This is a genomic window from Lysobacter sp. GCM10012299, assembly GCF_042649405.1.
Taxonomy (GTDB): domain Bacteria; phylum Pseudomonadota; class Gammaproteobacteria; order Xanthomonadales; family Xanthomonadaceae; genus Lysobacter_J.
In genome coordinates, this window is sequence record NZ_JBHRZC010000002.1 from 165,303 (window position 1) to 187,500 (window position 22,198).

Genomic DNA, 22,198 nt, shown 5'->3' on the forward strand with positions numbered 1-22,198 from the left:
GCAGGCGCAAATTCTAGGCCGCAGAGGCATTCGTGACAGGTCCGCGAGCGGAACGATGCATCGCATGCAGACAGCCTTTTCTGGACCGAGAACGCAAAAGAGCCCCGCGTCTGCGAGGCTCTTTGCGCGGATCGGGGCGGTGCTTACTCGCCCAGTTCGGCAGCCACGAACGGCGGCAGCTTGGCCGCGCCCTGGTGGATGTCGGCGGTGTAGTAGAGGGTGTCGAATGCCTTCGCACGCGCATCGGCTTCGCGGAAATCGAAACCCTTGCCCTTGCGCGCGAGCGTGCAGCTCCACCAGCCGGTCGGGTAGCACGGCTGCGGGAACGGCAGCGTCTGGAAGGTCGTGAAACCGGCCTTGCCCATCTCCGCGCGCATTTCCTTGATCAGCTTCAGCAGCATCAGCGGCGATTCGGACTGCTGCACCAGGATGCCGTCGTCCTTGAGCGCGCGGAAGCAGCTCTCGAAGAAGGCCTTGTTGAACAGGCCTTCGGCCGGGCCGACCGGGTCGGTCGAATCGACGATGACGATATCCAGGCTGTTGGGCTCGGCGTTCTTCATGAAGGCGATGCCGTCATCGAACAGCAGCTTGGCGCGCGGATCGTTGTTGGAATCGCACAGCTCCGGGAACCACTTCTCGGCCATGCGCGTGACCTGCTCGTCGATGTCGCACTGCACCGCGCTCTCCACGCCCGGGTGCTTGAGCACCTCGCGCAGGGTGCCGCAGTCGCCACCGCCGATGATCACGACGTTCTTCGGCGCGGCATGGGTGAACAGCGCCGGGTGCGACATCATCTCGTGATAGAAGAAGTTGTCCTTCGTCGTCAGCATCATCGCGCCGTCGATGAGCATCAGGTTGCCCCAGTCGGTGCTCTCGAAGATCTCGATCTTCTGGAACGGCGACTGCACCTCGTCCAGCTTGCGGGTGATGCGATAGCCGATGGCCGAGCCGGTCGGTTCGAAATTCTCGTAGTGCCAGGAGGTGTTGTTGCTCATGCGGTTCGTCCCAGGGGAGGTGGCCGCGGCCGAAGGTGTCCGTCGTCGATGGCGCGAACGGACCGGCGCAGGCGGGGAAAGGGGGCGGCATTGTAGCGGACCGGGTGTGACAGGGCCGGCGGCGGGCGGCTCGCGTAGCCGGGCAGGCGGCCGCGGGCGCCGCAGGAAGCGGTTGCGAGCCTTGCCGCCACGCTGTCAACAGACGCCGGCGCACGGGGCTGTAGAATGCGCGTCCCCCCGCCTCCGCCGGTACCACGCCGATGTCCCACTGGTCGCTCGATCAGGCCCGCAAGACCTACTCGATTCCGCATTGGTCGGAGGGCTACTTCGACGTGAATGCGGCCGGGCAGGTCGTGGTCCGTCCGCGCGGTGCTGCCGGTCCGGACATTTCGCTGCCGGAAGTGGTCGACCGTGCCCGCGGCAACGGCGCCAAGCTGCCGCTGCTGGTGCGTTTCCCCGACATCCTCGGCGATCGCCTCGGCAAGCTGCAGTCAGCCTTCGCCCAGGCCCAGGCCGACTGGGACTATGCCGGCGGCTACACCGCCGTCTACCCGATCAAGGTCAACCAGCACCAGGGCGTGGCCGGTACGCTGGCTTCGCACCACGGCGACGGCTTCGGCCTGGAGGCCGGCAGCAAGCCCGAGCTGATGGCGGTGCTGGCGCTGAGCCGCCCCGGCGGCCTGATCGTCTGCAACGGCTACAAGGACCGCGAGTACATCCGCCTGGCCCTGATCGGCCGCAAGCTCGGCCTGCAGACCTTCATCGTGATCGAGAAGCCGTCCGAGCTGGCGATCGTGATGGAAGAAGCCGCGGCGCTGGGCGTGAAGCCCGGCCTGGGCGTGCGCATGCGCCTGGCCAGCCTCGGCGCCGGCAAGTGGCAGAACAGCGGCGGCGACAAGGCCAAGTTCGGCCTGTCCCCGCGCCAGGTGCTGGACCTGTGGAAGAACCTGCGCGACTCGGGCATGACCGACTGCCTGCAGCTGCTGCATTTCCACATGGGTTCGCAGATCTCCAACGTCCGCGACATCGCCAACGGCATGCGCGAGGCCACCCGCTATTTCGTCGAGCTGTCGCGCCTGGGTGCGCGCATCGCCTACATGGACGTCGGCGGCGGCCTGGGCATCGACTACGAAGGCACGCGCTCGCGCGGCTACTGCTCGATCAACTACGGCGTGCACCAGTACGCCAGCAACATCGTGCAGCCGCTGGCTGAAGCCTGCGCCGAGCACGGCCTGGTGCCGCCGCGCATCGTCACCGAGTGCGGCCGCGCGATGACCGCGCACCACGCCGTGCTGGTGGCCAACGTGTCCGAGGTCGAGGAAGCGCCGGAAGGCCGCATCCCCGACGAGCACGACGATGAGCCGCCGGTGATCCGCCACCTGCGCGAGATCCACGCCGAGCTCGACCAGCGCCCGGCGGTGGAGCTGTTCCACGAGGCCCAGCACCACCACAGCGAAGGCCTGTCGCTGTACGCACTGGGCCAGATCGACCTGGTGCATCGCGCGCGCATCGACGACCTGTTCTATGCGATCGCCCACGCCGTGCGAAAGCGCCTGAGCTTCGACGAGAAGAGCCACCGCGAGCTGCTCGACGAACTCAACGATCGCCTGGTCGACAAGTACTTCGTCAACTTCAGCGTGTTCGAGTCGATCCCGGACGTGTGGGCGATCGACCAGGTGTTCCCGATCGTGCCGATCGAACGCCTGGACGAGGTGCCGACGCGCCGCGGCATCCTCGCCGACATGACCTGCGACTCCGACGGAACGGTCAAGACCTACGTCGAGAACGAGGGCCTGGACACCTCGATGCCGCTGCACGCGCCGCGCCCGGGCGAGAGCTACCGCATCGCCTTCTTCCTGGTCGGTGCCTACCAGGAGATCCTCGGCGACATCCACAACCTGTTCGGCGATACCGATGCGATCGAAGTGCGCGTCGACGCGAAGGCCGCCGAGGGCTACCAGCTCACCCAGCAGCGACGCGGCGACACCACCGATGTCATGCTCGACTACGTCGGCTACAAGCTGTCGGACCTGCGCGCCGCCTACCAGGCCAAGGTTGCTGCGGCCAATTTGCCGGCGGACGAGGCCGCGCGGATGGACGCAGCCCTGGAAACCGGGCTGACCGGCTACACCTATCTCGACGATACGCCGCTGGCGTAAGCGTCAGGCACCATCGAATACGACTCCGCGCCCCTGGCGCGGACTATAGCGGTCCCCGCCGGGGCGCGGATCGCGTTATCAGTCAGGAAGGTGGCAGCGACTCGCTGCCCCTCCCGACACCACGTGGAATGTGAATACGATGAAAGTTGGATTGATCGGCCTGGGCGCGATGGGCGCGCCGATGGCGCGCTACATACACGGCAAGGGCCTGCTGACCGCGGTGGGCAACCGCACCCAGGCCAAGGCCGATGCGATGGCGGCGGAGCTGTCGGTTCGCGCGGCGCGCCAGGCGGCGAACTTCGCCGACTGCGACGTGGTGGTGCTGTGCGTTTCGCTCGACGCCGACGTGCTCGAGAACGTCGGCGCGCTGGCCGAAGTGCTCAAGCCCGGCGCGGTGGTGATCGATCACTCCACCGTCGCCGTCGAGACGGCGCGTCGATGCGCCGCGATGCTCGGCGCGCACAACATCGCCTTCCTCGATGCGCCGGTGTCCGGCGGCGTCGAGGGCGCGCGCAACGGCAAGCTCTCGGTCATGGTCGGCGGTGATTCGGAGGCGCTGGACAACGTTCGTCCCGTCATCGAAAGCTACGCCGCGCGCGTCACCCACATGGGTGCGACCGGCGCCGGCCAGGCCACCAAGGCGGTCAACCAGGTGCTGGTGGCCGGCATCAACGAAGCCGTCAGCGAAGGCCTGGCACTGGGCGAGAAGCTCGGCCTGAATCCCGACAAGCTGCTGCCGACATTGCTGGCCGGCGCGGCGAGCAACTGGTTCCTGGAAAAGCGCGGCGCGACCATGCTGCGTGACGAGTTCGCGCCGGGCTTCAAGTGCGCGCACATGCTCAAGGACCTGCGCATCGTGCAGGCCATCGCGCGCGACTGCGGCCTGCGCTTGCCGACCGTCGAACAGGCATTGGCCGATTACGCCGAGCTGATCGAACACGGCCAGGGCGAGGCCGACACGTCGGCGCTCATCACGCTCAAGCGCGGCGACTGATCCGCGCCAGCCATTGCGGACCGTACTGCGCGCCCAGGCGGGCGCCCAGCACGGCGACGGCGAGCGACAGCAGCATCGCCATCGCGTTCAACTTGATCACGGGCAACAGCGGCATCGAGGGCGATGCCGCCGGAACGGCAAAGCTCGTCAGCCAGACCACGGCCATCAGCGCGGCAGCGATTGGTGCGAAGCGCACGCCGGCGATGGCGCCACCCACGGCCATCGCCACCAGCACGCCCAGCAGGTCGAGCATGGGCAGGTCGCCCAGCGGTGTACTGAGCGCGTGATTGAGTTGTGCGTCCAACAGCATCGTGATCAGGGCAAACAGCATCAGCAGGCCCAACGCCGCGATGCAGCCCCAAAGAATGCGCTTGTCCATGCCGTCCCCTCGAAGATCGGCGCAGTCTAGCCCGCGCCGTCGCGCAGCGCGGTGACCGTGGTCGCAGAGGCTTGGTGCCGTTACTTGACCTTGATCGCCAGCGCCGGCAGTCCACCGCTGGCGAGCTTGCGCTTGGCATCCGCCAGGTCGCTGGCGGTGCCGTAGGGTCCCATCCGCACGCGGTAGACCGTCGAGCCCTTGATGCTCGCCGACTCCACGCGCGCGCTGAGGCCGAGCAGGGCGATCTTCGCCTTCATTTCCTCGGCCTGGCCCGAGGCCTGGAACGCGCCGGCCTGGAGCAGGTAACGGGTGCCGTCGTCGACCGCGGCTGCGGCCGGCGCGGCCGCGCTGGCTGTGGTCGTTGCGGTTGTCGCAGGCTGCGTCGAATCGTTGTTCGTCGGAGTGGTGGTCGCCGCCGCCGCCGGCGCAGTCTCCACCGGCTTGGGCAGGGACGCGACGGCCTTGGTGTCGTCCTTGTCCGCAGCGGCGTCGTCTGCCTTGTTCGCCTTCTGCCGCGCGGCATCGCGCTTGGCTTCGGCCTGTTCGCTGGCGGCCAGCTCGGCGTCGGACATCGGCACTTCCTTGCCCGGCAACAGCGTGTAGAAGTCGTAGTCGGTGTCCTTCTTGGCCTCGCCGTCGCCGCCGCGCCTGGGCTTGTCCGCCGGCTCGCTGCTGTCGCTGGCGATGGCGTCATCCTCGCCACTCGACACCGCGGCCGGCTTCGCGTCCGGGTTCGGCTGCGGACGGAAGAAGCCGTCGCCGCCGGACTTGAGGTACTTCGGCGCGACCAGGATCACCACGACAGCGAGCAAAATGCCCAGGACCATCCATGCCCATCCCGGCAAGCCGCCGCCATTTCCCTGGTTGCGCTTTGCCTGTGTCTTGCCGCGTCGTGCTGCCACTTACATCACCTCGGGGGCGCTCACGCCCAGTAGTTCGAGACCATTGGCCAGGACCTGGCGCGTCGCCATCGCCAGCACCAATCGTGCATCGCGGGTGTTGGCGTCGTCGACCAGGAACTGGTGGTCGTTGTAGTACGTCTGGAAGGTCTGTGCCAGTTCGAGCAGGAACACGGCGATCTGGTGCGGTTCGAGGTCGCGACCCGCGGTTTCGACCACGTCGCCGTAGCGCAGCAGCGTGGCGACCAGCTCGCGTGCCGGGGCATCGTCGAGGTCGAGCGGCTGCGCCAGGCCATTGGCCTGGTCGTAACCCAGGCCTCGCTCCTTGAGCTGGCGCACCAGGCCGCACATGCGCGCATGCGACACCTGCACGTAGTAGACCGGGTTGTCGAGCGACTGGCTGCGGGCGAAATCGATGTCGAAGGTCAGCTGCGAATCGGGCTTGCGCGCGATCAGGAACCAGCGCGTGGCATCGCGGCCGACTTCGTCGATCAGGTCGCGCAGGGTGACGTAGCTGCCGGCACGCTTGGACAACTTCACCTCCTCGCCGCCGCGCATCACCGTCACCATCTGGTGCAGCACGTATTCCGGCCATCCCTGAGGGATGCCGCAGTCCAGCGCCTGCAGGCCGGCGCGCACGCGCGCCAGGCTGCCATGGTGGTCGGCGCCCAGTTCGGTGATCGCGCGCTCGTAGCCGCGCTGCCACTTCGACAGGTGGTAGGCCACGTCGGGCAGGAAGTAGGTGTAGGTGCCGTCGGACTTGCGCATGACGCGGTCCTTGTCGTCACCGAAGTCGGTGCTGCGCAGCCAGAGCGCGCCGCCTTCCTCGTAGGTGTGGCCGTGCTTGACCAGCTCGCGCACGGTTTCCTCGACCTTGCCGTCGGTGTACAGCGACGACTCGAGGAAATAGACGTCGAAAGCGACGCCATACGCGGCCAGGTCGAGGTTCTGCTCGCGGCGCAGGTACGCCACGGCGAAGCGGCGGATTGCGTCCAGATCGTCCGGGTTCTTCTCGCCGGTGACGACATGGCCGTCGACTTCGACGCTGGCGCCCTCGAGGTAGGCGGTGGCGACGTCCTTGATGTAGTCGCCGCGGTAGCCGTCCTCCGGCCAGCCGGCGTCATCCGGACCCTTGCCCTGCGCGCGCGCCTGCACCGAGATGGCGAGGTTGTTGATCTGCGCGCCGGCGTCGTTGTAGTAGAACTCGCGCGTCACATCCCAGCCGTTCGCATCGAGCACGCGCGCCACGCAGTCGCCGATCACCGCGGCGCGGCCGTGACCGACGTGCAGCGGGCCGGTCGGGTTGGCCGAGACGAACTCGACGCCGGCACGATGGCCCTTGCCCGTCGCGTTGCGGCCGTAGCGGCTGCCCTGCGTGAAGACCTCGCCGATGCGGGCGCGCCACGCGCTCTCGGCGACGTGGAAGTTGATGAAGCCGGGGCCGGCAATCTCGACCTTGCCCACTTCGGCGCTGGCCGGCAGCGCATCGACCAGCGCCTGCGCGATCGCGCGCGGGTTGGACTTGGCGGGCTTGGCCAGCAGCATCGCCGCATTGGTCGAGAAATCCCCCTGCGCATGGCTCTTGGGACGCTCGATCACGAACTCGGGCGTGGCCAGGTCGGCCGGCAGGGTGCCGGCGGCGCGGAGGGCGTCGATGGCCTGCGCCACCAGGGCGCGAAGAGTGGCTTTCACGGGGAGTCTGCGGGTGTTGCGGGACCCGGGATTGTACGCGACGGGGCGCGAAGGGTATGGGCGTCACACCCAGCCGCGCGCGGCCATCGACACCGGCGGACCGTCGGCGATCACGAAGTGGTCGAGCAGTCGCAGCTCGACCAGCGCCAGGGCCTGTTTCAGGCGGGAGGTGATCGCACGGTCGGCGGCGCTGGGTTCGGGGTTCCCGCTGGGATGGTTGTGGCCCACGATCAGCGCCGCGGCGTTGTGGGCCAGCGCGCGCCGGACCACTTCGCGCGGATGCACTTCGGCGCCGTCCAGGGTGCCGCGGAACATCTCCTCGAACGCCAGCGCGCGGTGGCGGGTGTCGAGGAAGAGCACCGCGAACACTTCGTGGCTGAGGCCGCGCAGGCGCTGGGCGAAATAACGGCCGGCCGACATCGGGTCGTCGAGGGCGATGCCGCGTTCGAGGTCGGCGCCCAGCCGGCGATGGCCCAGTTCGAGTGCTGCCGCCAGCAGGCAGGCGCGGGCGGGCCCCAGCCCCGGCAGGCGTGCCAGCTGCTGCGGGGTGTGTTCGAGCAACGCCCGCAGCGGCCCGTGCGATTGCAACAGGTCGCGGGCCGTGGTGATGGCGTCGCGGCCACGCAGGCCCGAGCCGAGGAAGAGCGCCAGCAGTTCGGCGTCCGACAGCACGCTGGCGCCCTGGGCCAGCAGCCGTTCGCGCGGGCGTTCGCTGCAGGGCCAGTCGCGGATGGGCATGGGCGTCCTTGCGGGCGGGTGCGGGGGAGGTGGTCGGCCGCCGCGGGGCGAGGGGTTGCATCCAGGCCCGGCGGGCCCTGAAGACAAAGATCCCGACAGGACTGGAAGCTGCGTCACGACGACCGACCACCCGACGCCATTGCACCCTTTGCGGTCTGCCGCCGCCGCAGGGCCGCGGCGCCCCATCGGGTAAGCTAAAGATCGAATTGTCGTCAGGTAGTTCCCACAGATGACCGGACCCAGTGCCCTGCAAGGACACAAGATCCTGCTCTGCGTCTGCGGCGGCATCGCCGCCTACAAGTCCGCCGAGCTCGTGCGCCGCCTGCGCGACGCCGGCGCCGAAGTGACCGTGGCCATGACGGAAAACGCGCAGCATTTCGTTGGCGCAACGACCTTCCAGGCCGTGTCGGGCCGACCGGTGCGCACCTCGCTGTGGGATTCGGCGGCCGAGGCGGCCATGGGCCACATCGAACTGGCGCGCTGGGCCGACCGCGTCGTCATCGCGCCGGCCACCGCCAACACCCTGGCCAAGCTGGCGCACGGATTCGCCGACGACCTCGTCAGCACGTTGTGCCTGGCAACCACCGCGCCCGTCACTGTGGCGCCGGCGATGAACCACCGCATGTGGCTGCACCCGGCCACCCAAGCCAACATCGCGACCCTGCGCGGTCGTGGTGTCGACGTGGTCGGTCCCAACGACGGTCCGCTGGCCGAAGGCGAATCGGGTCCGGGCCGCATGGCCGAGCCGGAAGAGATCGTGTCTGCACTGGCACTGGCGCGGGCATGAGGACGGCATGAGCACGCACGCATCGCTCGCCGGCCTGCGCATCGTGGTCAGCGCCGGTCCCACCTTCGAGGACATCGACCCGGTCCGCTTCATCGGCAACCGCAGCAGCGGCAAGATGGGGTTCGCCATCGCCCAGGCGGCGGCCCGTCGCGGGGCGCAGGTCGTGCTGGTGGCCGGTCCGGTCTCGCTGCCCACGCCCGATGGCGTGCAGCGCCTGGACGTGCGCTCGGCGGCACAGATGCACGAAGCGGTGCTGGCGCGACTGCCGGCCGACGTCTATGTCGGTGCCGCTGCGGTCGCCGACTTCGCCCCGGCCCATCCGGCCGACAGCAAGATCAAGAAGCAGTCCGGGCAGGACTCGCTCACCCTGGTCCTGGTGCGCACCCGCGATATCCTGGCCGACATCGCCTCGCACGCGCAGCGCCCACGCCTGGTGGTGGGCTTCGCCGCCGAGACCGACCACGTCGAGGCTTACGCGCGCGGCAAGCTCGAGAACAAGCGCCTGGACCTGATCGCGGCCAATCGCGTGGGCGTTGCCGGCAGCGGCTTCGAGAGTGACGACAACACGCTGCATGTGTTTGCGGCCGACGGCGCCACCGCGGTGCTGGGGCCGGCGCCGAAAATCGAACTGGCCGACGCGTTGCTGGACCTGGTCGCCCAGCGACTGCCAGGACCCTGAGCGCGGGGCAAACTGCAGCGCGACACTTTCTTGCGCACAAATTCGAACGTGCCATCCCGCACAGGCGCCAGTCATGGCATGGTATTTGCGTCGGTTCATGCCGGCTCCCGCAACGACGCCCATCAGAAGCCACGAATGCACCACATCCTCCAGCTCCGGATCCTCGACCCGCGTTTCGGCTCGGAGTGGCCGCTACCGGATTACGCCACCACTGCCAGCGCCGGCCTCGACTTGCGCGCCGCGCTCGCCGAGCCGCTGGTGCTGCAGCCAGGCGACACGGCGCTGGTTCCGTCGGGCATGGCCATCCACCTGGGCGACCCGACGATGTGCGCGGTGATCCTGCCGAGATCGGGCCTGGGGCATAAGCACGGCATCGTGCTGGGCAACGGCACCGGCCTGATCGACGCCGATTACCAGGGGCCATTGTTGATCAGCGTCTGGAACCGAGGCCGCGAGGCTTTTACGATGCAGCCTGGGGATCGCATCGCCCAGCTCGTCATCCTGCCCATCGTGCGGGCGACGCTGCAGGTGGTTGAAGAATTCGAAACCAGCGCCCGTGGTGCCGGTGGCTTCGGCCACACCGGCGTGCGCTGACGTTGCGCTGGACAAGGGGAAGTCATGAAGGGTGTTGAGAAGGAACAGCTGTCGGTTTCGGCCGACCAGCTCAAGTCGGTGCTGCCGCTCGTCATAGCAGCGTGTGTGCTGCTGGCCGCCTGGTTCGGCTGGAGCGGCTGGCAGCTGCACCAGGACAGCGAGCGCCGGCAGGATGTGGCTGCGGTGCGCGACGAAGCGGTGCAGGCTGCGCAGCGCGCACTGATCGCCGAGCAGAAGCAACTGACCCAGCGACTTGCCGCGCCTGAGCTGCAGGCCGCACTGGCCACCGGCGACCTCGCGGGGGCCTCCAGCCAGCTTGGCAAGGGTTGGGCAGGCGCCAGCGACGTGGTCATCTTGCCGGTCGACCTGAGCGCCGAGTACGCAGCGCTGCCCAAGGGGGGCTATGGCCGCCTGGGCGTGATCGAGGCCGCAATCGCCACCGAGCGGCCGGCTGCCGGCCTGGTCCGCCATGCCGGCGGCCCGCAGCTTGCGCTGTCGGCCCCCGCGCGCAACGGCGAGCAGATGGTCGGCGTGGCCTATGTGCGCCTGCCGCTGCAGAAGGTCACTTCTGTGCTGGAGAGCGCCGAAGTGTCCGATGACAGCTACGTCGCCCTGCGCCAGGGCGGCTACAGCGCACTCGAGCGCGGCGACACCGGCCTGGCCGGGGGCGCCGAAGCGCTGGCTGCCAAGATCCCTGGGACCGACCTGCGCGTGGCCGCTGCGGTACCCGACGTCGCCGGTGGCCCGCTGGGCCTGGACGCGATGCTGTGCTTCGCCGCCGCCATCGTGTTCGCCCTGCTGGCCCTGCTGGCATGGCGCCTGCCGCACCTGAAGCTGGCTCGCGGCAAGGCCGAGACGGCTGAGGAGGGTGAGGTTCAGACGTTGGCGGAGAGCATGGAGCAAGCTCCCCAGCCCGTGAAACCACCGCCCGTGCCCCAGTCCAAGCCCGCCACTCCCGCCCTGCCCGTCGCCATCGACCGCGGCATCTTCCGCGCCTACGACATCCGCGGCGTGGTCGGCCAGTCGCTGGACGCCGGCGTGGCTGAACTGATCGGCCATGCGATCGGCTCGCTGATGCACGACCAGGGCCTGACCGACATTGTCGTGGGCCGTGACGGCCGCCTGTCCGGCCCGATGCTGACCGAAGGCCTCATCGCCGGCCTTCGCAAGGCTGGACGCAACGTCGTCGACATCGGCATGGCACCCACGCCGGTGGTCTATTTCGGCGCCTACCACCTGCGCGCCGGTTCGTGCGTGTCGGTGACCGGCAGCCACAACCCGCCGGATTACAACGGCTTCAAGATCGTGGTGGGCGGCGAAACGCTGTCCGGCACCGCGATCACCGACCTGTACGCGCGCATCGCCGACGACCGCCTGCATCTGGCCGACCTGGGCAACCTGAGCGAGCGCGACATCTCCGAGGACTACGTCCAGCGCATCGCCTCGGACGTGCAGATCGATCGCCCGCTGAAGATCGTGGTCGATGCCGGCAATGGCGTCGCCGGCGAGATCGGTCCGCGCGTGCTCAGCGCGATCGGCGCCGAAGTCACGCCGCTGTACTGCGATATCGACGGCACCTTCCCGAACCACCATCCGGACCCGAGCGAGCCGCACAACCTGGTCGACCTGATCAAGATGGTGCAGCGCCTGGACGCCGACCTGGGCATTGCTTTCGATGGCGACGGCGACCGCCTCGGCGTGGTCACGCGCGACGGCGAGAACATCTTCCCCGATCGCCTGCTGATGCTGTTCGCGGCCGACGTGCTTGAGCGCAATCCGGGCGCGGTGATCCTGTACGACGTGAAGTGCACCGGCCGCTTGCCGGGCCAGATCCTGCGCCACGGCGGCAGCCCGCTGATGTGGAAGACCGGGCACTCGCTGATCAAGGCCAAGATGCGCGAGACCGACGCCGAGCTGGCCGGCGAGATGAGCGGCCACTTCTTCTTCAAGGAGCGCTGGTACGGTTTCGACGACGGCATCTACGCCGCCGCTCGCCTGCTGGAGATCCTGGCCGCGCAGCCGCGCAGCCCGAGCGAGACCCTCAACGCGCTGCCCAACGGCGTGTCGACCCCGGAGATCAAGGTCGATGCACCCGACGGCGACCCGCACACGTTCGTCGACCGTTTCCGCGACGAAGCCCGCTTCGAAGGCGCACGCCTGTCGACCATCGACGGCCTGCGCGTCGACTATGCCGATGGCTGGGGACTGGTGCGTGCGTCCAACACCACGCCGGTGCTGGTGATGCGCTTCGATGCCGACAGCGCCGACGCGCTTGCGCGCATCAAGGCCGACTTCCGCGCCCAGCTGCTCGCACTGAAGCCCGACCTGGTGCTGCCGTTCTGATGGAGCCTGGAACCTTCTCCCGCTAGCGGGAGAAGGTGCCCGAAGGGCGGATGAGGGAAAGCCTCAGCTCAATCCTTCTTCATCTCGTGGTAGCGCACCAGTGCGGCCTCGAGGTCTTCATCGATCAGTTCGCGCTCGGCCAACTGCGCGGCGAGCATCGACCTCTGCCGCAGCAGCAGCTCGTGCTGGGTCAGGATGTTGTCGCTGGCCTTCTTCGGCACCGGCTTACCGGACAGTTCGGTCTCGCCGGCGCGGCCGAGCAGGCTCACCAGGCTCTGGCGACGGCCTTCTACGCCGAGCCTGGAGGCCTTGATCGTCTCGTCCATCAACGCGATGCGCTCGCCGAAGGCCCGGCGCAGGTCTTCTTCTGTCGCGTAGGACTCCGCCATCGCACGGTCACGCCGCGCCGCCACTTCGGCGGCGGCCCGGGCGTCCTGGTCGAGCTTGGCCTGCGCCGCGGCGGCGGCACGCTCTTCGTCGGTAAGCGCGCGCGGCAGCTGGCTGACGGCGCGGCCGCTCGAATTGAATTCGGTGCGGGCATTGTCGACCGCGTGCGCGGGCAGGGCGTCGCCGCAGACCCTGGCACCGTTCTCGTTCCAGCAGTACAGCTTTTTGGTCGGAGCCTGCTGCGCCAATGTCGATCCAGTCGCGGCAATCAACAGGGTGCAGGCGAGCAGGGGAAGCGTCTTGGTCATGGGTGCTTGCTGGCGGCAACGTTGTCCACAACTCCATGCAAGACTCACGCCATCCTCGCGTCGCTCACGCGGCGGCTTCGCTTCCGTAGGCATCCCGGTACGCCAGCAGGCGCTCGCGCTGGCTGGCGAGCTCCGCGTTGCCACCGGCGAAGGCCAACAGGTCGGACAGATTGGCCACGGCAATCACCGGCAGGCCCTGGTCGGCCGCGACGGTTTGTGCCGCAGAACGTCGGGAAGTGGCCGGGTCGACGGCCTCCTGGCGGTCGAGCGCGATGACTATCCCGGCCGGCTCGCCGCCGGCCTCGCGAATGATCGACAGCGCCTCGCGGATCGCGGTGCCGGCGGTGATCACGTCGTCCACGATCAGTACCTTGCGGCCCTGCAGCGGCGCGCCGATCAGGCTGCCGCCTTCGCCGTGGGCCTTGGCTTCCTTGCGATTGAACGCCACCGGCAGGTCGCGGCCACGGCGTGCGTATTCGCAGGCAAGCGCCGTCGCCAGCGGGATGCCCTTGTAGGCCGGCCCGAACAGCAGGTCGAAGGCGACCGACTGCGCATCGATGGCATCGGCGTAGCAGCTGGCCAGTTCGGCCAGGGCCGTGCCGGAGTCGAAGCGGCCGGCGTTGAAGAAGTACGGACTCTGGCGCCCGGACTTGAGCGTGAATTCGCCAAAGCGCAGGGCGTCGGCGCGCAGGGCGAGCTGCAGGAAGCGGGTGCGGTGGTCGGTCATGGCGGCGCTGTCAGGAATTCGGGTGAAGGGGAATGAGCATCAGGTGTTGCGGGCCGGCGCTGCCGCCCTGATACAGCTCGCCGGTGTCGACGAAGCCGGCCTTGCGGTAAGCGCTGATCGCGGCGTGGTTGTTGCAGTTGACCGTGAGCACCAGCAGGGCGCGATCGGGATGGCGCAGGCGCAGGTCGGCGCAACAGGCCGCCATCGCTTGCGTGCCCAGGCCACGCCCCTGCTGGTCGAGTCCGATCACGAACGCGCGCAGGCCGACGCTGGGGGCGTGCATCGGCCGCCCGGCGACGGCATTGGGGGCGAAGTCGAGCCGGTAGAAGCCGACGACCTGGTCGTCGGCGAGCACCGCCATCGCTTCGCTCATCGGGTCGCGCAGGCTGTCGGCGAGGTTGAAAGCAGTGTCGCCGACGTAGCGGTACTGGTCTTCGGCCACGCGCAGTGCCCGCACCGCCGCGGCGGTGTCCTCGTCGAGAACGCAGGCGACGCGCACGCGGGTGGCTGTTTCCAAGGACGAGATGGCCGGGGGCGCGATGGCTGGCATGGCGGGAATGATAGGCCCTGCCTGCCGCGTCCGGGCTATGATCGCCGCACACCGTCATGGAGTGCGCATGCGCATCATCAGCTTCAACGCCAATGGCCTGCGGTCGGCCGCCAACAAGGGCTTCTTCGACTGGTTCCGCTCCCAGGATGCCGACGTGTTGTGCGTTCAGGAAACCAAGGCGCAGGAACACCAGCTCGGTGACGCGGACGGCTTGAAATCGCAATTCCGCCCCGACGGTTACAAGGCGTGGTTCAAGGATGCCAGCACCAAGAAGGGCTACAGCGGCGTGGCGATCTACAGCCGCCGCGAGCCCGACGAAGTGCGCACCGCCATGGGCTGGGCACCGTTCGACGACGAGGGTCGCTACATCGAAGCGCGCTTCGGCAACCTCAGCGTGGTGTCGTTCTACATTCCCTCCGGTTCTTCCGGCGACGAGCGCCAGGGCTTCAAGTTCGAAGTGATGGAGTGGCTCAAGCCGCGCCTGGACGAATGGCTCGCCAGCGGTCGCGACTATGTCCTGTGCGGCGACTGGAACATCGTCCGCTCGCGCCTGGACATCAAGAACTGGACCAGTAACCAGAAGAACTCGGGCTGCCTGCCGCCGGAACGCGAGTGGCTCAATGGTCTGTGCGCCGAAGACAGCGGTTGGGTCGATGCCTACCGCGCGCTGCACACCGACGGCCAGGACTACACCTGGTGGAGCAACCGCGGCGCCGCGCGCGCCAACAACGTGGGTTGGCGCATCGACTACCAGCTGGCGACGCCGTCGCTGCGCGACAAGCTGAAGGCCTGCTCGATCGCGCGCGACCCCCGCTTCTCCGACCACGCTCCTTTCACGGTCGACTATGAGCTCTGACGTGGCTGTCGCCGCCAAGTCGACGGAAAAGAAAGGCTGGCGCCTCGTGCTGGCCAACCTGAGCCAGCCCAAGGTGCTGGTGATGCTGTTGCTGGGTTTCAGCTCCGGCATCCCGATCTACCTGGTCGGCAACACCCTGGGCTTCTGGATGCGCGAGAACGGCATCGAGCTGTCCACGATCGGCTTCCTGTCCTGGGTCGGCCTGGCCTACTCGCTCAAGTTCCTGTGGGCGCCGCTGGTCGACAAGGTCGATGCACCGGTGCTGGGGCGATGGCTCGGTCGCCGTCGCGGCTGGATGCTGCTGGCCCAGATCGTGGTCGCCGCCGCCCTGACCGGCATGGCGCTGGTGCAACCGCAGCAGGGGCAGCTGGTGCTGGCGGGGTTCGTCGTGGACCAGCTGGTCGTGTTCGGCGTGCTGGCGCTGGTGGTGGCCTTCGCCTCGGCCACCCAGGACATCGTCATCGACGCCTGGCGCATCGAGATCGCCGACAGCAACGAGCAGCAGGGCCTGCTGACCTCGACCGCGGCGCTGGGTTATCGCGGCGCGCTGCTGGTCACCGATGCATTGATCCTGATCTTCGCCGCCCATGTTGGCTGGTCGATGTCGTACGAACTGATGGCCGCGCTGATGGGCGTCGGCGTGGTCGCGGTGCTGGCTGCGAAGGAGCCGGCAGCCACTGTGCTGGCAGCGGCGACGCCGCATCCGGCGCTGTTCACTGCCAAGGGGCTGTTTGACGCGCTGGTCGGCCCGTTCGTGGTGTTCTTCCGCGACCACGGTGCCTGGGCGTTGCTGATGTTGCTGGCCATCAGCCTGTACCGGCTGCCGGATTTCGTGCTCGGGCCGATGGCCAATCCCTTCTATGCCGACCTGGGCATCGACAAGGAAACCGTGGGCGCCATCCGCGGCTCGTTCGGCCTGATGGCGACCATCGTCGGCATCGCCGCCGCCGGCCTGTCGGCGGTCCGCTTCGGCGTCATCCCGACGCTGCTGGCCGGCGCGATCCTCGGCCCGGCTTCGAACCTCGCCTTTGCCTACCTCGCCCACCATGGCGCCGATTCGGGCGTGTTCACCGCGGCGATGGTGATCGACAACTTCTGCAGCGGCTTTGCCGGCGTGGCCCTGATCGGCTACATGTCGAGCCTGATCAACGTTGGATACACCGCCACACAGTACGCACTGCTCAGCTCGTTCTACGCCCTGCCGGGCAAGCTGCTGAAGGGCCTGTCCGGGGTCGCGGTCGAGCACTTCGAAGTGGGGCGCAGTTTGCTCGACGCCTATTCGCTATTCTTCGTGGGTACGGCCCTGATCGGCGTGCCTGCGTTGCTGCTTTGCCTGATACTGGCCATGCGCCGTCCCGGCGCGGCGCCTGGTGCGCCTGCGGCCAATGGTTTAACCGGGTAGCCGTGCTTGCTTGAGCACACCGCCCGTGAAGGAGTACCCATGACCGACATCATCCTGCATGACATCGATCCCCTGCTGCTGGACCGCATCAAGCGTGTCGCCAACCAGCGTGGCTGGGGGTTGCAGGAGTCGTTGATGCACCTGCTCGAGCACGGTCTGTTCGCCATCGAAGCCGAGATCGCCGCGCGCTTTACCGACAGCGACGCAATGGCCCTGCAGGCGGCGATCTCCGCGCTCGAGGGGATTCCCAGCGACCCGGGCTACGCCCTGATCGGCCGCGTCGAACGCCCGGCCGACGTGAAGACGCCGACGCTGGACCAGCACGGCCTGACCGACATCGACCGCGACCTGCTCGACTTCATCAAGAAGACCTGAGGCACAGCGGCCGCCTGGTCCGGATGGGCCTTACGCGGGGTGGATGGCCCCGAGCACGCGCGGGCCGCGGGCGCCGCTGACGCTGGGCAGGTTGCCGGCGAGGCCGGACATCGTTTGCCGGGCCAGCCACGCGAAGCCCATCGCCTCGACGAAGTCCGGGTCCACGCCATGGCGCGCCGTTGATTCGACCTTTGCGCCGGGCAGGTGCTGGCCGATCGTCGCCAGCAGCCGCGGGTTGTGCACGCCGCCACCGCAGGCCAGCACGCGACGGGTGTCGGGCTGGTGCGCGATGAGGGCATCGGCAATGGTGATCGCGCTCAGCTCCAGCAGTGTCGCCTGCACGTCCGCCGGGGTTTCCCCGCCGGCCAGCCGCGCCTGCAGCCAATCCAGATGAAAGTGCTCGCGCCCGGTGCTCTTGGGCGGCGGCAGCATGAACCACGGGTCGTCGAGCAGGCGCGCCAGCAACTCGGCATCGAGCTGGCCCTGCGCGGCGAACGCGCCGCCGGCATCGTAGGCCTGGCCGGTATGGCGCTGGCACCAGGCATCGAGCAGGCAGTTGGCCGGGCCGGTATCGAAACCGCGCACCAGGCCCTGCGCCGGCAGCAAGGTGAAATTGGCGATGCCACCGAGGTTGAGCACCGCGCGGTTTTCACCGGCGCCGTGCAGCAGGGCGGCATGCAGCGCCGGCAGCAGCGGCGCGCCATGGCCACCGGCGGCGACGTCGCGGCGACGGAAGTCGGCGACCGTGGTGATGCCGGTGCGCTCGGCGATCAGGTTGCCGTCGCCAAGCTGCCAGGTGAAAGGGTGCTGGCCGTTGAAGCGGGCGCCTTCGGGGCGATGGCGCACGGTCTGTCCATGCGAGCCGACCGCGAGCACCTGCGCCGGGCTGACGCCGGCTTCGGCGAGAAGCTGCTGCGTCGCCGCGGCGAAGGCCTCGGCGATCTGCACGTCGAGCGTGCCGATCTCGTCCAGGGATTGCGCCTCGCCACCCTGGCCCAGCGCCACAAGGCGCTCGCGGATGCCCGCGTCCCAGGCGTAGGTGCGGCCCAGGCGCAGTTCGACGTCGTGCTGCGAGAAGCGCACCAGCGCGGCATCGATGCCGTCGGCGCTGGTGCCGGAGATCAGGCCGACGAACAGTCCGTCCAGGGGCGAGCCATCGACTGGGCTGCCGGCCGGCCCGCGATCGAGCGCGGGCATGTCAGGCCTTGGTCTTGGCGGGCTTGGTGGCCTTGACGGGCGCCTTGGTCGGCGCCGGGGCCGGCGCACCGGCGTCGGCGTAGATGATGTTCTCGACCTTCTGGATCCGCGCCAGCGCGACGCTGGTCTGGGTGCGGAACTGGGCCAGTGCGGCGCCCGACAGCGGTTCCGGCGGCGGCATGGTGATCGACAGCGGGTTGCGGTGCACGCCGTTGACGCGGAACTCGTAGTGCAGGTGCGGACCGGTCGACATGCCAGTGGTGCCGACGTAGCCGATCACCGTGCCCTGGGCGATGCGCTGGCCCGGACGGATCTTGCCGATGCGCGACATGTGGCCGTACAGCGTGGTGTAGCCGCGGCCGTGGTCGAGGACGACGGCATTGCCGTAGCCACCCATCCAGCCGGCCGACTTCACCCGCGCGTCGCCGGCGGCCATGATCGGCGTGCCGGTGCGTGCGGCGTAGTCCACGCCCTTGTGCATGCGGGTACGGCCCAGCACCGGGTGCTTGCGGGTGCCGAAGTTCGAGGTCAGGCGCGCATACGGGATCGGCATGCGGATGAAGCTCTTCTTCAGCGGGCGGCCGTCGCCGGTGAAGTATTCGGACTTGCCATTGCGCTCGAAGCGGAAGCCGGTATGCAGCTTGCCGCCGGTGGTGAAGGTCGCCGCCAGCACCGGACCGGTGCGCAGCAGTTCGCCTTCGCGCCAGGTCTGCTCGACCACCACGCTGAAGCGGTCGTCGGCACCGACGTCTTCGTTGAAGTCGATGTCGTACTTGAAGATCTCGTCGGTCAGCGTGGTGATGTTGCTGCCGGTCAGGCCCAGCTTACGGCCCGAGCGGAACAGCGACTTGCCGACCTTGCCGCTGATGACGACGGTGCGGCTCTCGGTCGGGCGGACCAGCACCTTCTCGGTGATCTTGTCGCCGGCCAGGCTCAGTTCGACGCGGTGGCTGTCATCGCGGTCGTAGCGGAAGGTGCGCAGCTCGCCGGGTTGGCCGTTGGCGCCCTGCGGAAGATCGAATGCGAGTTCGGTGCCGGGCTTGAGCCGGGTCAGGATCGCCTTGTCGCCCGACTCGTCCAGGATGCGGTGCATCGTGTTGGCCGGCAGGTCGAGATCCTCGAACACCGCGCCCAGGGTCTGGCCGCGCTCGATGCGGACGATCTGCCAGCTGTCGCCGTTGTGGCCCCGCAGTCGCGACAGCGGCAGCGGCGGCAGGGCCAGCGCGAGCGAGCTGCGCTGCGTATGCAGCGGCTGCTTGCTGGCAGCGGGACCGAAACCGGGGACAATGGCGGCAACGAGAACGCCGAGCGTCGCGAACAGGCTGGCGTGAGCCCACTGGCGGCGCGACCAGCGACCGTTGAAACCATTGGAAGCGCCAGTGGCCAGCACCGGTCGGTGCAGAGCGGCTTCGCGCAGGGCCTTGAGGCGCTCGCGCCGTTCCGTACCGCTATCGTGTGCTGTCATTTGAGGTATCTCGCGCTGGTGTGAAGGCCGCGTTGCCGCGTTACCATAGTGACGCGAGAAGTGTGCGTCAAACCCTTGTCCTGAATAGGGTTTTTCATCACAACTCGACAGCCGGATGTTTAACTTTGGTTTAACCCGAATCCATGACGGTGATCGCACTTCGCGTTCACCATTCACATTGCGAGCCCCACCTTGTCCCCCCAGTCCCCAGCCTCCGTCCAAGACGCCCTAGACCTGATCGGCCGCGGTGCCGACGAGATCCTCAAGCGCGAGGAGCTGGAGGCCCGCCTCAAGCTGGGCCGCCCCCTGCGGATCAAGGCCGGCTTCGACCCGACCGCCCCGGACCTGCATATCGGCCACACGGTCCTGCTGAACAAGATGCGCCAGTTCCAGGACCTGGGGCACCAGGTGATCTTCCTGATCGGCGACTTCACCGGAATGATCGGCGACCCGACCGGCAAGAACGTCACCCGCAAGCCGCTGACCCGCGAGGACGTGCTGGCCAACGCCCAGACCTATGCCGACCAGGTGTTCAAGGTCCTGGACAAGGAGCGCACCGAGGTCCGCTTCAATTCCGAGTGGTTCAGCAAGATGGACGCGGCCGACATGATCAAGCTGGCCGCCCAGCACACCGTGGCGCGCATGCTTGAGCGCGACGACTTCGCCAAGCGCTACGCCGCCCAGCAGTCGATCGCGATCCACGAATTCCTGTATCCGCTGGTCCAGGGCTACGACTCGGTGGCGCTGAAGGCCGACGTCGAGCTCGGCGGCACCGACCAGAAGTTCAACCTGCTGATGGGCCGCGGCCTGCAGGAGCACCACGGCCAGCCGCCGCAGATCGTGCTGACGATGCCGCTGCTGGAAGGCCTGGACGGCGTCAACAAGATGTCCAAGTCGCTGGGCAACTACATCGGCATCAATGAACCGGCGATCGACATCGTCACCAAGACGATGAAGATCGACGACGTATTGATGTGGCGCTGGATCGAGCTGCTCAGCTTCGAGATCTCGATGGCGGAGGCGGCGAAGCTGCGGGGCGACATCGAAGCGGGGCAACTGAACCCGCGCGACCTGAAGATGCGCCTGGCGCGCGAGCTCGCAGCGCGTTTCCATAGTGAATCGGCCGCGGAACAGGCGGTTGCGGGCTGGAACGCCGCAGTGCGCGGCGAGGGCGACACCGCGTCGCTGCCGCTGACGGACGTAGCGGTTCCGGCTGAAGGGATGCGCATTGCGGCGTTGCTGACGGCTGCGGGACTTACGCCCAGCAATTCCGAAGCCAATCGCAAGCTCAAGGAACGCGCGGTGCGCATCGACGGTGAAGTGATCGAGGATGTGCAACGCGTGTTCACGCCGGGCTTCGAAGGCGTGCTCGCGGTCGGCAAGCGCACGTTTGCGCGCGTCAGGTTGATCGCGGCGTAAGCGCGATCAGCACGCGCACCGCACGCAATCACCGCCACACAAAGCGATGAGCCCACTCATCGCAAACGTCAACAAAAAATTCGCAAAGAATTTTTCGATTTACCCCTTCCAATGCGCGTTGTGCGTGTGCACAATGCGCGCCCCGCCACGGTGAACTTCACTTCGGCGGGACGCGGAAAAGACGGTGTGAAACGAGGCGGTTGACGGTTCTCGAACATGCTGTAAGATGCGCGGCCCGGTGGTCCCGGGGCGGTCCGGAAGGGTCGCTGAACGGACCTCCGGAAGCGAAAAAAGATTTCGACACGGTGTTGACGGGATCGAAATTCGCTGTAAGATAGTCGGCTCCCTCGGGCACTTTGGTGCGGCGGGGTGAGACGGGAAAGGCGCTGAGGCCGGCCCCGAAGATCTTTGACAGTGTGCGCAGGTAACTTGTGCGGACGTCTGGCTAGTGGATGGTTGTCCATTGAGCAGATGTTCGTACCAAGCAACGATGATTCAAAAGCATGCAAATGCAAGCGAGTAATTGGTGCCTGGAACGAGCTTTGCACTCAAAAAATTTGGATCTTCGGATCCATGCAATTTTAAGTGAAGAGTTTGATCCTGGCTCAGAGTGAACGCTGGCGGCAGGCCTAACACATGCAAGTCGAACGGCAGCACAGCAGTAGCAATACTGTGGGTGGCGAGTGGCGGACGGGTGAGGAATGCATCGGAATCTGCCTATTTGTGGGGGATAACGTAGGGAAACTTACGCTAATACCGCATACGTCCTACGGGAGAAAGTGGGGGACCTTCGGGCCTCACGCAGATAGATGAGCCGATGCCGGATTAGCTAGTTGGCGGGGTAAAGGCCCACCAAGGCGACGATCCGTAGCTGGTCTGAGAGGATGATCAGCCACACTGGAACTGAGACACGGTCCAGACTCCTACGGGAGGCAGCAGTGGGGAATATTGGACAATGGGCGCAAGCCTGATCCAGCCATGCCGCGTGTGTGAAGAAGGCCTTCGGGTTGTAAAGCACTTTTGTCCGGAAAGAAAAGCTTCGGGTTAATAACCCGGAGTTATGACGGTACCGGAAGAATAAGCACCGGCTAACTTCGTGCCAGCAGCCGCGGTAATACGAAGGGTGCAAGCGTTACTCGGAATTACTGGGCGTAAAGCGTGCGTAGGTGGTTTGTTAAGTCTGATGTGAAAGCCCTGGGCTCAACCTGGGAACTGCATTGGAAACTGGCTGACTAGAGTGCGGTAGAGGGGTG

Annotated in this window: 17 protein-coding genes, 1 rRNA gene and 2 pseudogenes (1 of these 20 running past the window's edge); 10 read left to right on the plus strand and 10 right to left on the minus strand. The window is 67.4% G+C overall.

The window, feature by feature from the left end:
* Nucleotides 1–143 precede the first annotated feature (143 nt).
* Nucleotides 144–995 (minus strand): polyamine aminopropyltransferase, encoded by an 852-nt coding sequence (speE, locus tag ACFOPO_RS05125; RefSeq protein WP_386701592.1) that lies wholly within the window; start codon nt 993–995, stop codon nt 144–146.
* A 260-nt stretch (nt 996–1,255) separates the two neighbouring features.
* Between speE and speA the strand changes: the two genes are divergently transcribed.
* Entirely contained in the window at nt 1,256–3,154 is a 1,899-nt protein-coding gene (speA, locus tag ACFOPO_RS05130; protein ID WP_386701594.1) for an arginine decarboxylase, read from the plus strand.
* Between the two features lie 85 nt (nt 3,155–3,239).
* Nucleotides 3,240–4,148: pseudogene (locus ACFOPO_RS05135) on the plus strand (NAD(P)-dependent oxidoreductase); the annotation flags it as partial.
* Here the strand turns inward: ACFOPO_RS05135 and ACFOPO_RS05140 are convergent.
* The 4 genes from ACFOPO_RS05140 to radC form a co-directional block, all read right to left on the minus strand.
* The gene (locus ACFOPO_RS05140) at nt 4,132–4,527 is read right to left on the minus strand and encodes a hypothetical protein (RefSeq protein WP_386701596.1); all 396 of its coding nucleotides are present in this window, start codon (nt 4,525–4,527) and stop codon (nt 4,132–4,134) included. The pseudogene ACFOPO_RS05135 and the gene ACFOPO_RS05140 overlap by 17 nt on opposite strands.
* A gap of 80 nt (nt 4,528–4,607) precedes the next feature.
* A complete protein-coding gene (locus tag ACFOPO_RS05145; protein ID WP_386701598.1) occupies nt 4,608–5,429 on the minus strand; it encodes an SPOR domain-containing protein in 822 nt (273 codons plus the stop codon).
* On the minus strand, nt 5,430–7,118 hold the full coding sequence (argS, locus tag ACFOPO_RS05150; protein WP_386701600.1) for an arginine--tRNA ligase: 1,689 nt from the start codon (nt 7,116–7,118) through the stop codon (nt 5,430–5,432). It abuts the gene before it with no gap.
* Nucleotides 7,119–7,181: 63 nt separating this feature from the next.
* Nucleotides 7,182–7,856: a DNA repair protein RadC gene (gene radC / locus ACFOPO_RS05155; RefSeq protein ID WP_386701602.1), complete on the minus strand. Its 675-nt coding sequence runs from the start codon at nt 7,854–7,856 to the stop codon at nt 7,182–7,184.
* A 229-nt stretch (nt 7,857–8,085) separates the two neighbouring features.
* Between radC and coaBC the strand changes: the two are divergent.
* From coaBC to ACFOPO_RS05170, 3 genes and pseudogenes are all read left to right on the plus strand, one after another.
* Nucleotides 8,086–9,322: pseudogene (coaBC, locus tag ACFOPO_RS05160) on the plus strand (bifunctional phosphopantothenoylcysteine decarboxylase/phosphopantothenate--cysteine ligase CoaBC).
* Nucleotides 9,323–9,457: 135 nt separating this feature from the next.
* A complete protein-coding gene (gene dut / locus ACFOPO_RS05165; RefSeq protein ID WP_386701604.1) occupies nt 9,458–9,916 on the plus strand; it encodes a dUTP diphosphatase in 459 nt (152 codons plus the stop codon).
* A 24-nt stretch (nt 9,917–9,940) separates the two neighbouring features.
* Nucleotides 9,941–12,259 carry a phosphomannomutase/phosphoglucomutase gene (locus ACFOPO_RS05170; protein WP_386701606.1) on the plus strand — a complete coding sequence of 773 codons (2,319 nt, stop codon included), beginning with the start codon at nt 9,941–9,943 and terminating at the stop codon, nt 12,257–12,259.
* 68 nt (nt 12,260–12,327) lie between these two features.
* On the opposite strand, the gene ACFOPO_RS05175 is transcribed toward ACFOPO_RS05170, so the two are convergent.
* The 3 genes from ACFOPO_RS05175 to ACFOPO_RS05185 all read right to left on the minus strand — a co-directional run bounded on the left by ACFOPO_RS05175 (nt 12,328) and on the right by ACFOPO_RS05185 (nt 14,198).
* The gene (locus ACFOPO_RS05175; RefSeq protein WP_386701609.1) at nt 12,328–12,954 is read right to left on the minus strand and encodes a hypothetical protein; all 627 of its coding nucleotides are present in this window, start codon (nt 12,952–12,954) and stop codon (nt 12,328–12,330) included.
* A gap of 64 nt (nt 12,955–13,018) precedes the next feature.
* A complete protein-coding gene (gene pyrE / locus ACFOPO_RS05180) occupies nt 13,019–13,681 on the minus strand; it encodes an orotate phosphoribosyltransferase (RefSeq protein WP_386701612.1) in 663 nt (220 codons plus the stop codon).
* Nucleotides 13,682–13,691: 10 nt separating this feature from the next.
* Entirely contained in the window at nt 13,692–14,198 is a 507-nt protein-coding gene (locus ACFOPO_RS05185; RefSeq protein ID WP_386701614.1) for a GNAT family N-acetyltransferase, read from the minus strand.
* A gap of 100 nt (nt 14,199–14,298) precedes the next feature.
* On the opposite strand from ACFOPO_RS05185, the gene ACFOPO_RS05190 reads away from it, so the two are divergent.
* Genes ACFOPO_RS05190 through ACFOPO_RS05200 form a run of 3 tightly spaced genes read left to right on the plus strand, consistent with a single transcriptional unit; the run spans nt 14,299 to nt 16,864 of the window.
* Nucleotides 14,299–15,087 (plus strand): exodeoxyribonuclease III, encoded by a 789-nt coding sequence (locus ACFOPO_RS05190; protein WP_386701616.1) that lies wholly within the window; start codon nt 14,299–14,301, stop codon nt 15,085–15,087.
* Between the two features lies 1 nt (nt 15,088).
* Nucleotides 15,089–16,489, plus strand: coding sequence for an AmpG family muropeptide MFS transporter (locus tag ACFOPO_RS05195; RefSeq protein ID WP_386701618.1), 1,401 nt, complete (start codon nt 15,089–15,091; stop codon nt 16,487–16,489).
* Between the two features lie 39 nt (nt 16,490–16,528).
* Complete coding sequence (locus ACFOPO_RS05200) at nt 16,529–16,864, plus strand: hypothetical protein (RefSeq protein WP_386701620.1); 336 nt, start codon at nt 16,529–16,531, stop codon at nt 16,862–16,864.
* A 30-nt stretch (nt 16,865–16,894) separates the two neighbouring features.
* Here the strand turns inward: ACFOPO_RS05200 and ACFOPO_RS05205 are convergent, their stop codons facing one another.
* Together ACFOPO_RS05205 and ACFOPO_RS05210 are read right to left on the minus strand one after the other, a co-directional pair.
* Nucleotides 16,895–18,061: an anhydro-N-acetylmuramic acid kinase gene (locus ACFOPO_RS05205; RefSeq protein WP_386701622.1), complete on the minus strand. Its 1,167-nt coding sequence runs from the start codon at nt 18,059–18,061 to the stop codon at nt 16,895–16,897.
* 1 nt (nt 18,062) lies between these two features.
* Entirely contained in the window at nt 18,063–19,526 is a 1,464-nt protein-coding gene (locus ACFOPO_RS05210) for a peptidoglycan DD-metalloendopeptidase family protein (protein ID WP_386701624.1), read from the minus strand.
* Nucleotides 19,527–19,718: 192 nt separating this feature from the next.
* On the opposite strand from ACFOPO_RS05210, the gene tyrS reads away from it, so the two are divergent.
* Nucleotides 19,719–20,945 (plus strand): tyrosine--tRNA ligase, encoded by a 1,227-nt coding sequence (gene tyrS / locus ACFOPO_RS05215; RefSeq protein ID WP_386701626.1) that lies wholly within the window; start codon nt 19,719–19,721, stop codon nt 20,943–20,945.
* A 582-nt stretch (nt 20,946–21,527) separates the two neighbouring features.
* Nucleotides 21,528–22,198, plus strand: a 16S ribosomal RNA gene (locus ACFOPO_RS05220) (it continues 874 nt past the right edge of the window).

Bases quoted from the DNA above. Each gene is read 5' to 3' on its own strand.
- ACFOPO_RS05200 (WP_386701620.1), top strand. From the start codon at position 16,529: ATGACCGACATCATCCTGCATGACATCGATCCCCTGCTGCTGGACCGC.
- speA (WP_386701594.1), top strand. From the start codon at position 1,256: ATGTCCCACTGGTCGCTCGATCAGGCCCGCAAGACCTACTCGATTCCG.
- speE (WP_386701592.1), bottom strand. From the start codon at position 995: ATGAGCAACAACACCTCCTGGCACTACGAGAATTTCGAACCGACCGGC.
- ACFOPO_RS05210 (WP_386701624.1), bottom strand. From the start codon at position 19,526: ATGACAGCACACGATAGCGGTACGGAACGGCGCGAGCGCCTCAAGGCC.
- pyrE (WP_386701612.1), bottom strand. From the start codon at position 13,681: ATGACCGACCACCGCACCCGCTTCCTGCAGCTCGCCCTGCGCGCCGAC.
- dut (WP_386701604.1), top strand. From the start codon at position 9,458: ATGCACCACATCCTCCAGCTCCGGATCCTCGACCCGCGTTTCGGCTCG.
- ACFOPO_RS05175 (WP_386701609.1), bottom strand. From the start codon at position 12,954: ATGACCAAGACGCTTCCCCTGCTCGCCTGCACCCTGTTGATTGCCGCG.
- ACFOPO_RS05140 (WP_386701596.1), bottom strand. From the start codon at position 4,527: ATGGACAAGCGCATTCTTTGGGGCTGCATCGCGGCGTTGGGCCTGCTG.
- ACFOPO_RS05190 (WP_386701616.1), top strand. From the start codon at position 14,299: ATGCGCATCATCAGCTTCAACGCCAATGGCCTGCGGTCGGCCGCCAAC.
- ACFOPO_RS05205 (WP_386701622.1), bottom strand. From the start codon at position 18,061: ATGCCCGCGCTCGATCGCGGGCCGGCCGGCAGCCCAGTCGATGGCTCG.
- radC (WP_386701602.1), bottom strand. From the start codon at position 7,856: ATGCCCATCCGCGACTGGCCCTGCAGCGAACGCCCGCGCGAACGGCTG.
- ACFOPO_RS05170 (WP_386701606.1), top strand. From the start codon at position 9,941: ATGAAGGGTGTTGAGAAGGAACAGCTGTCGGTTTCGGCCGACCAGCTC.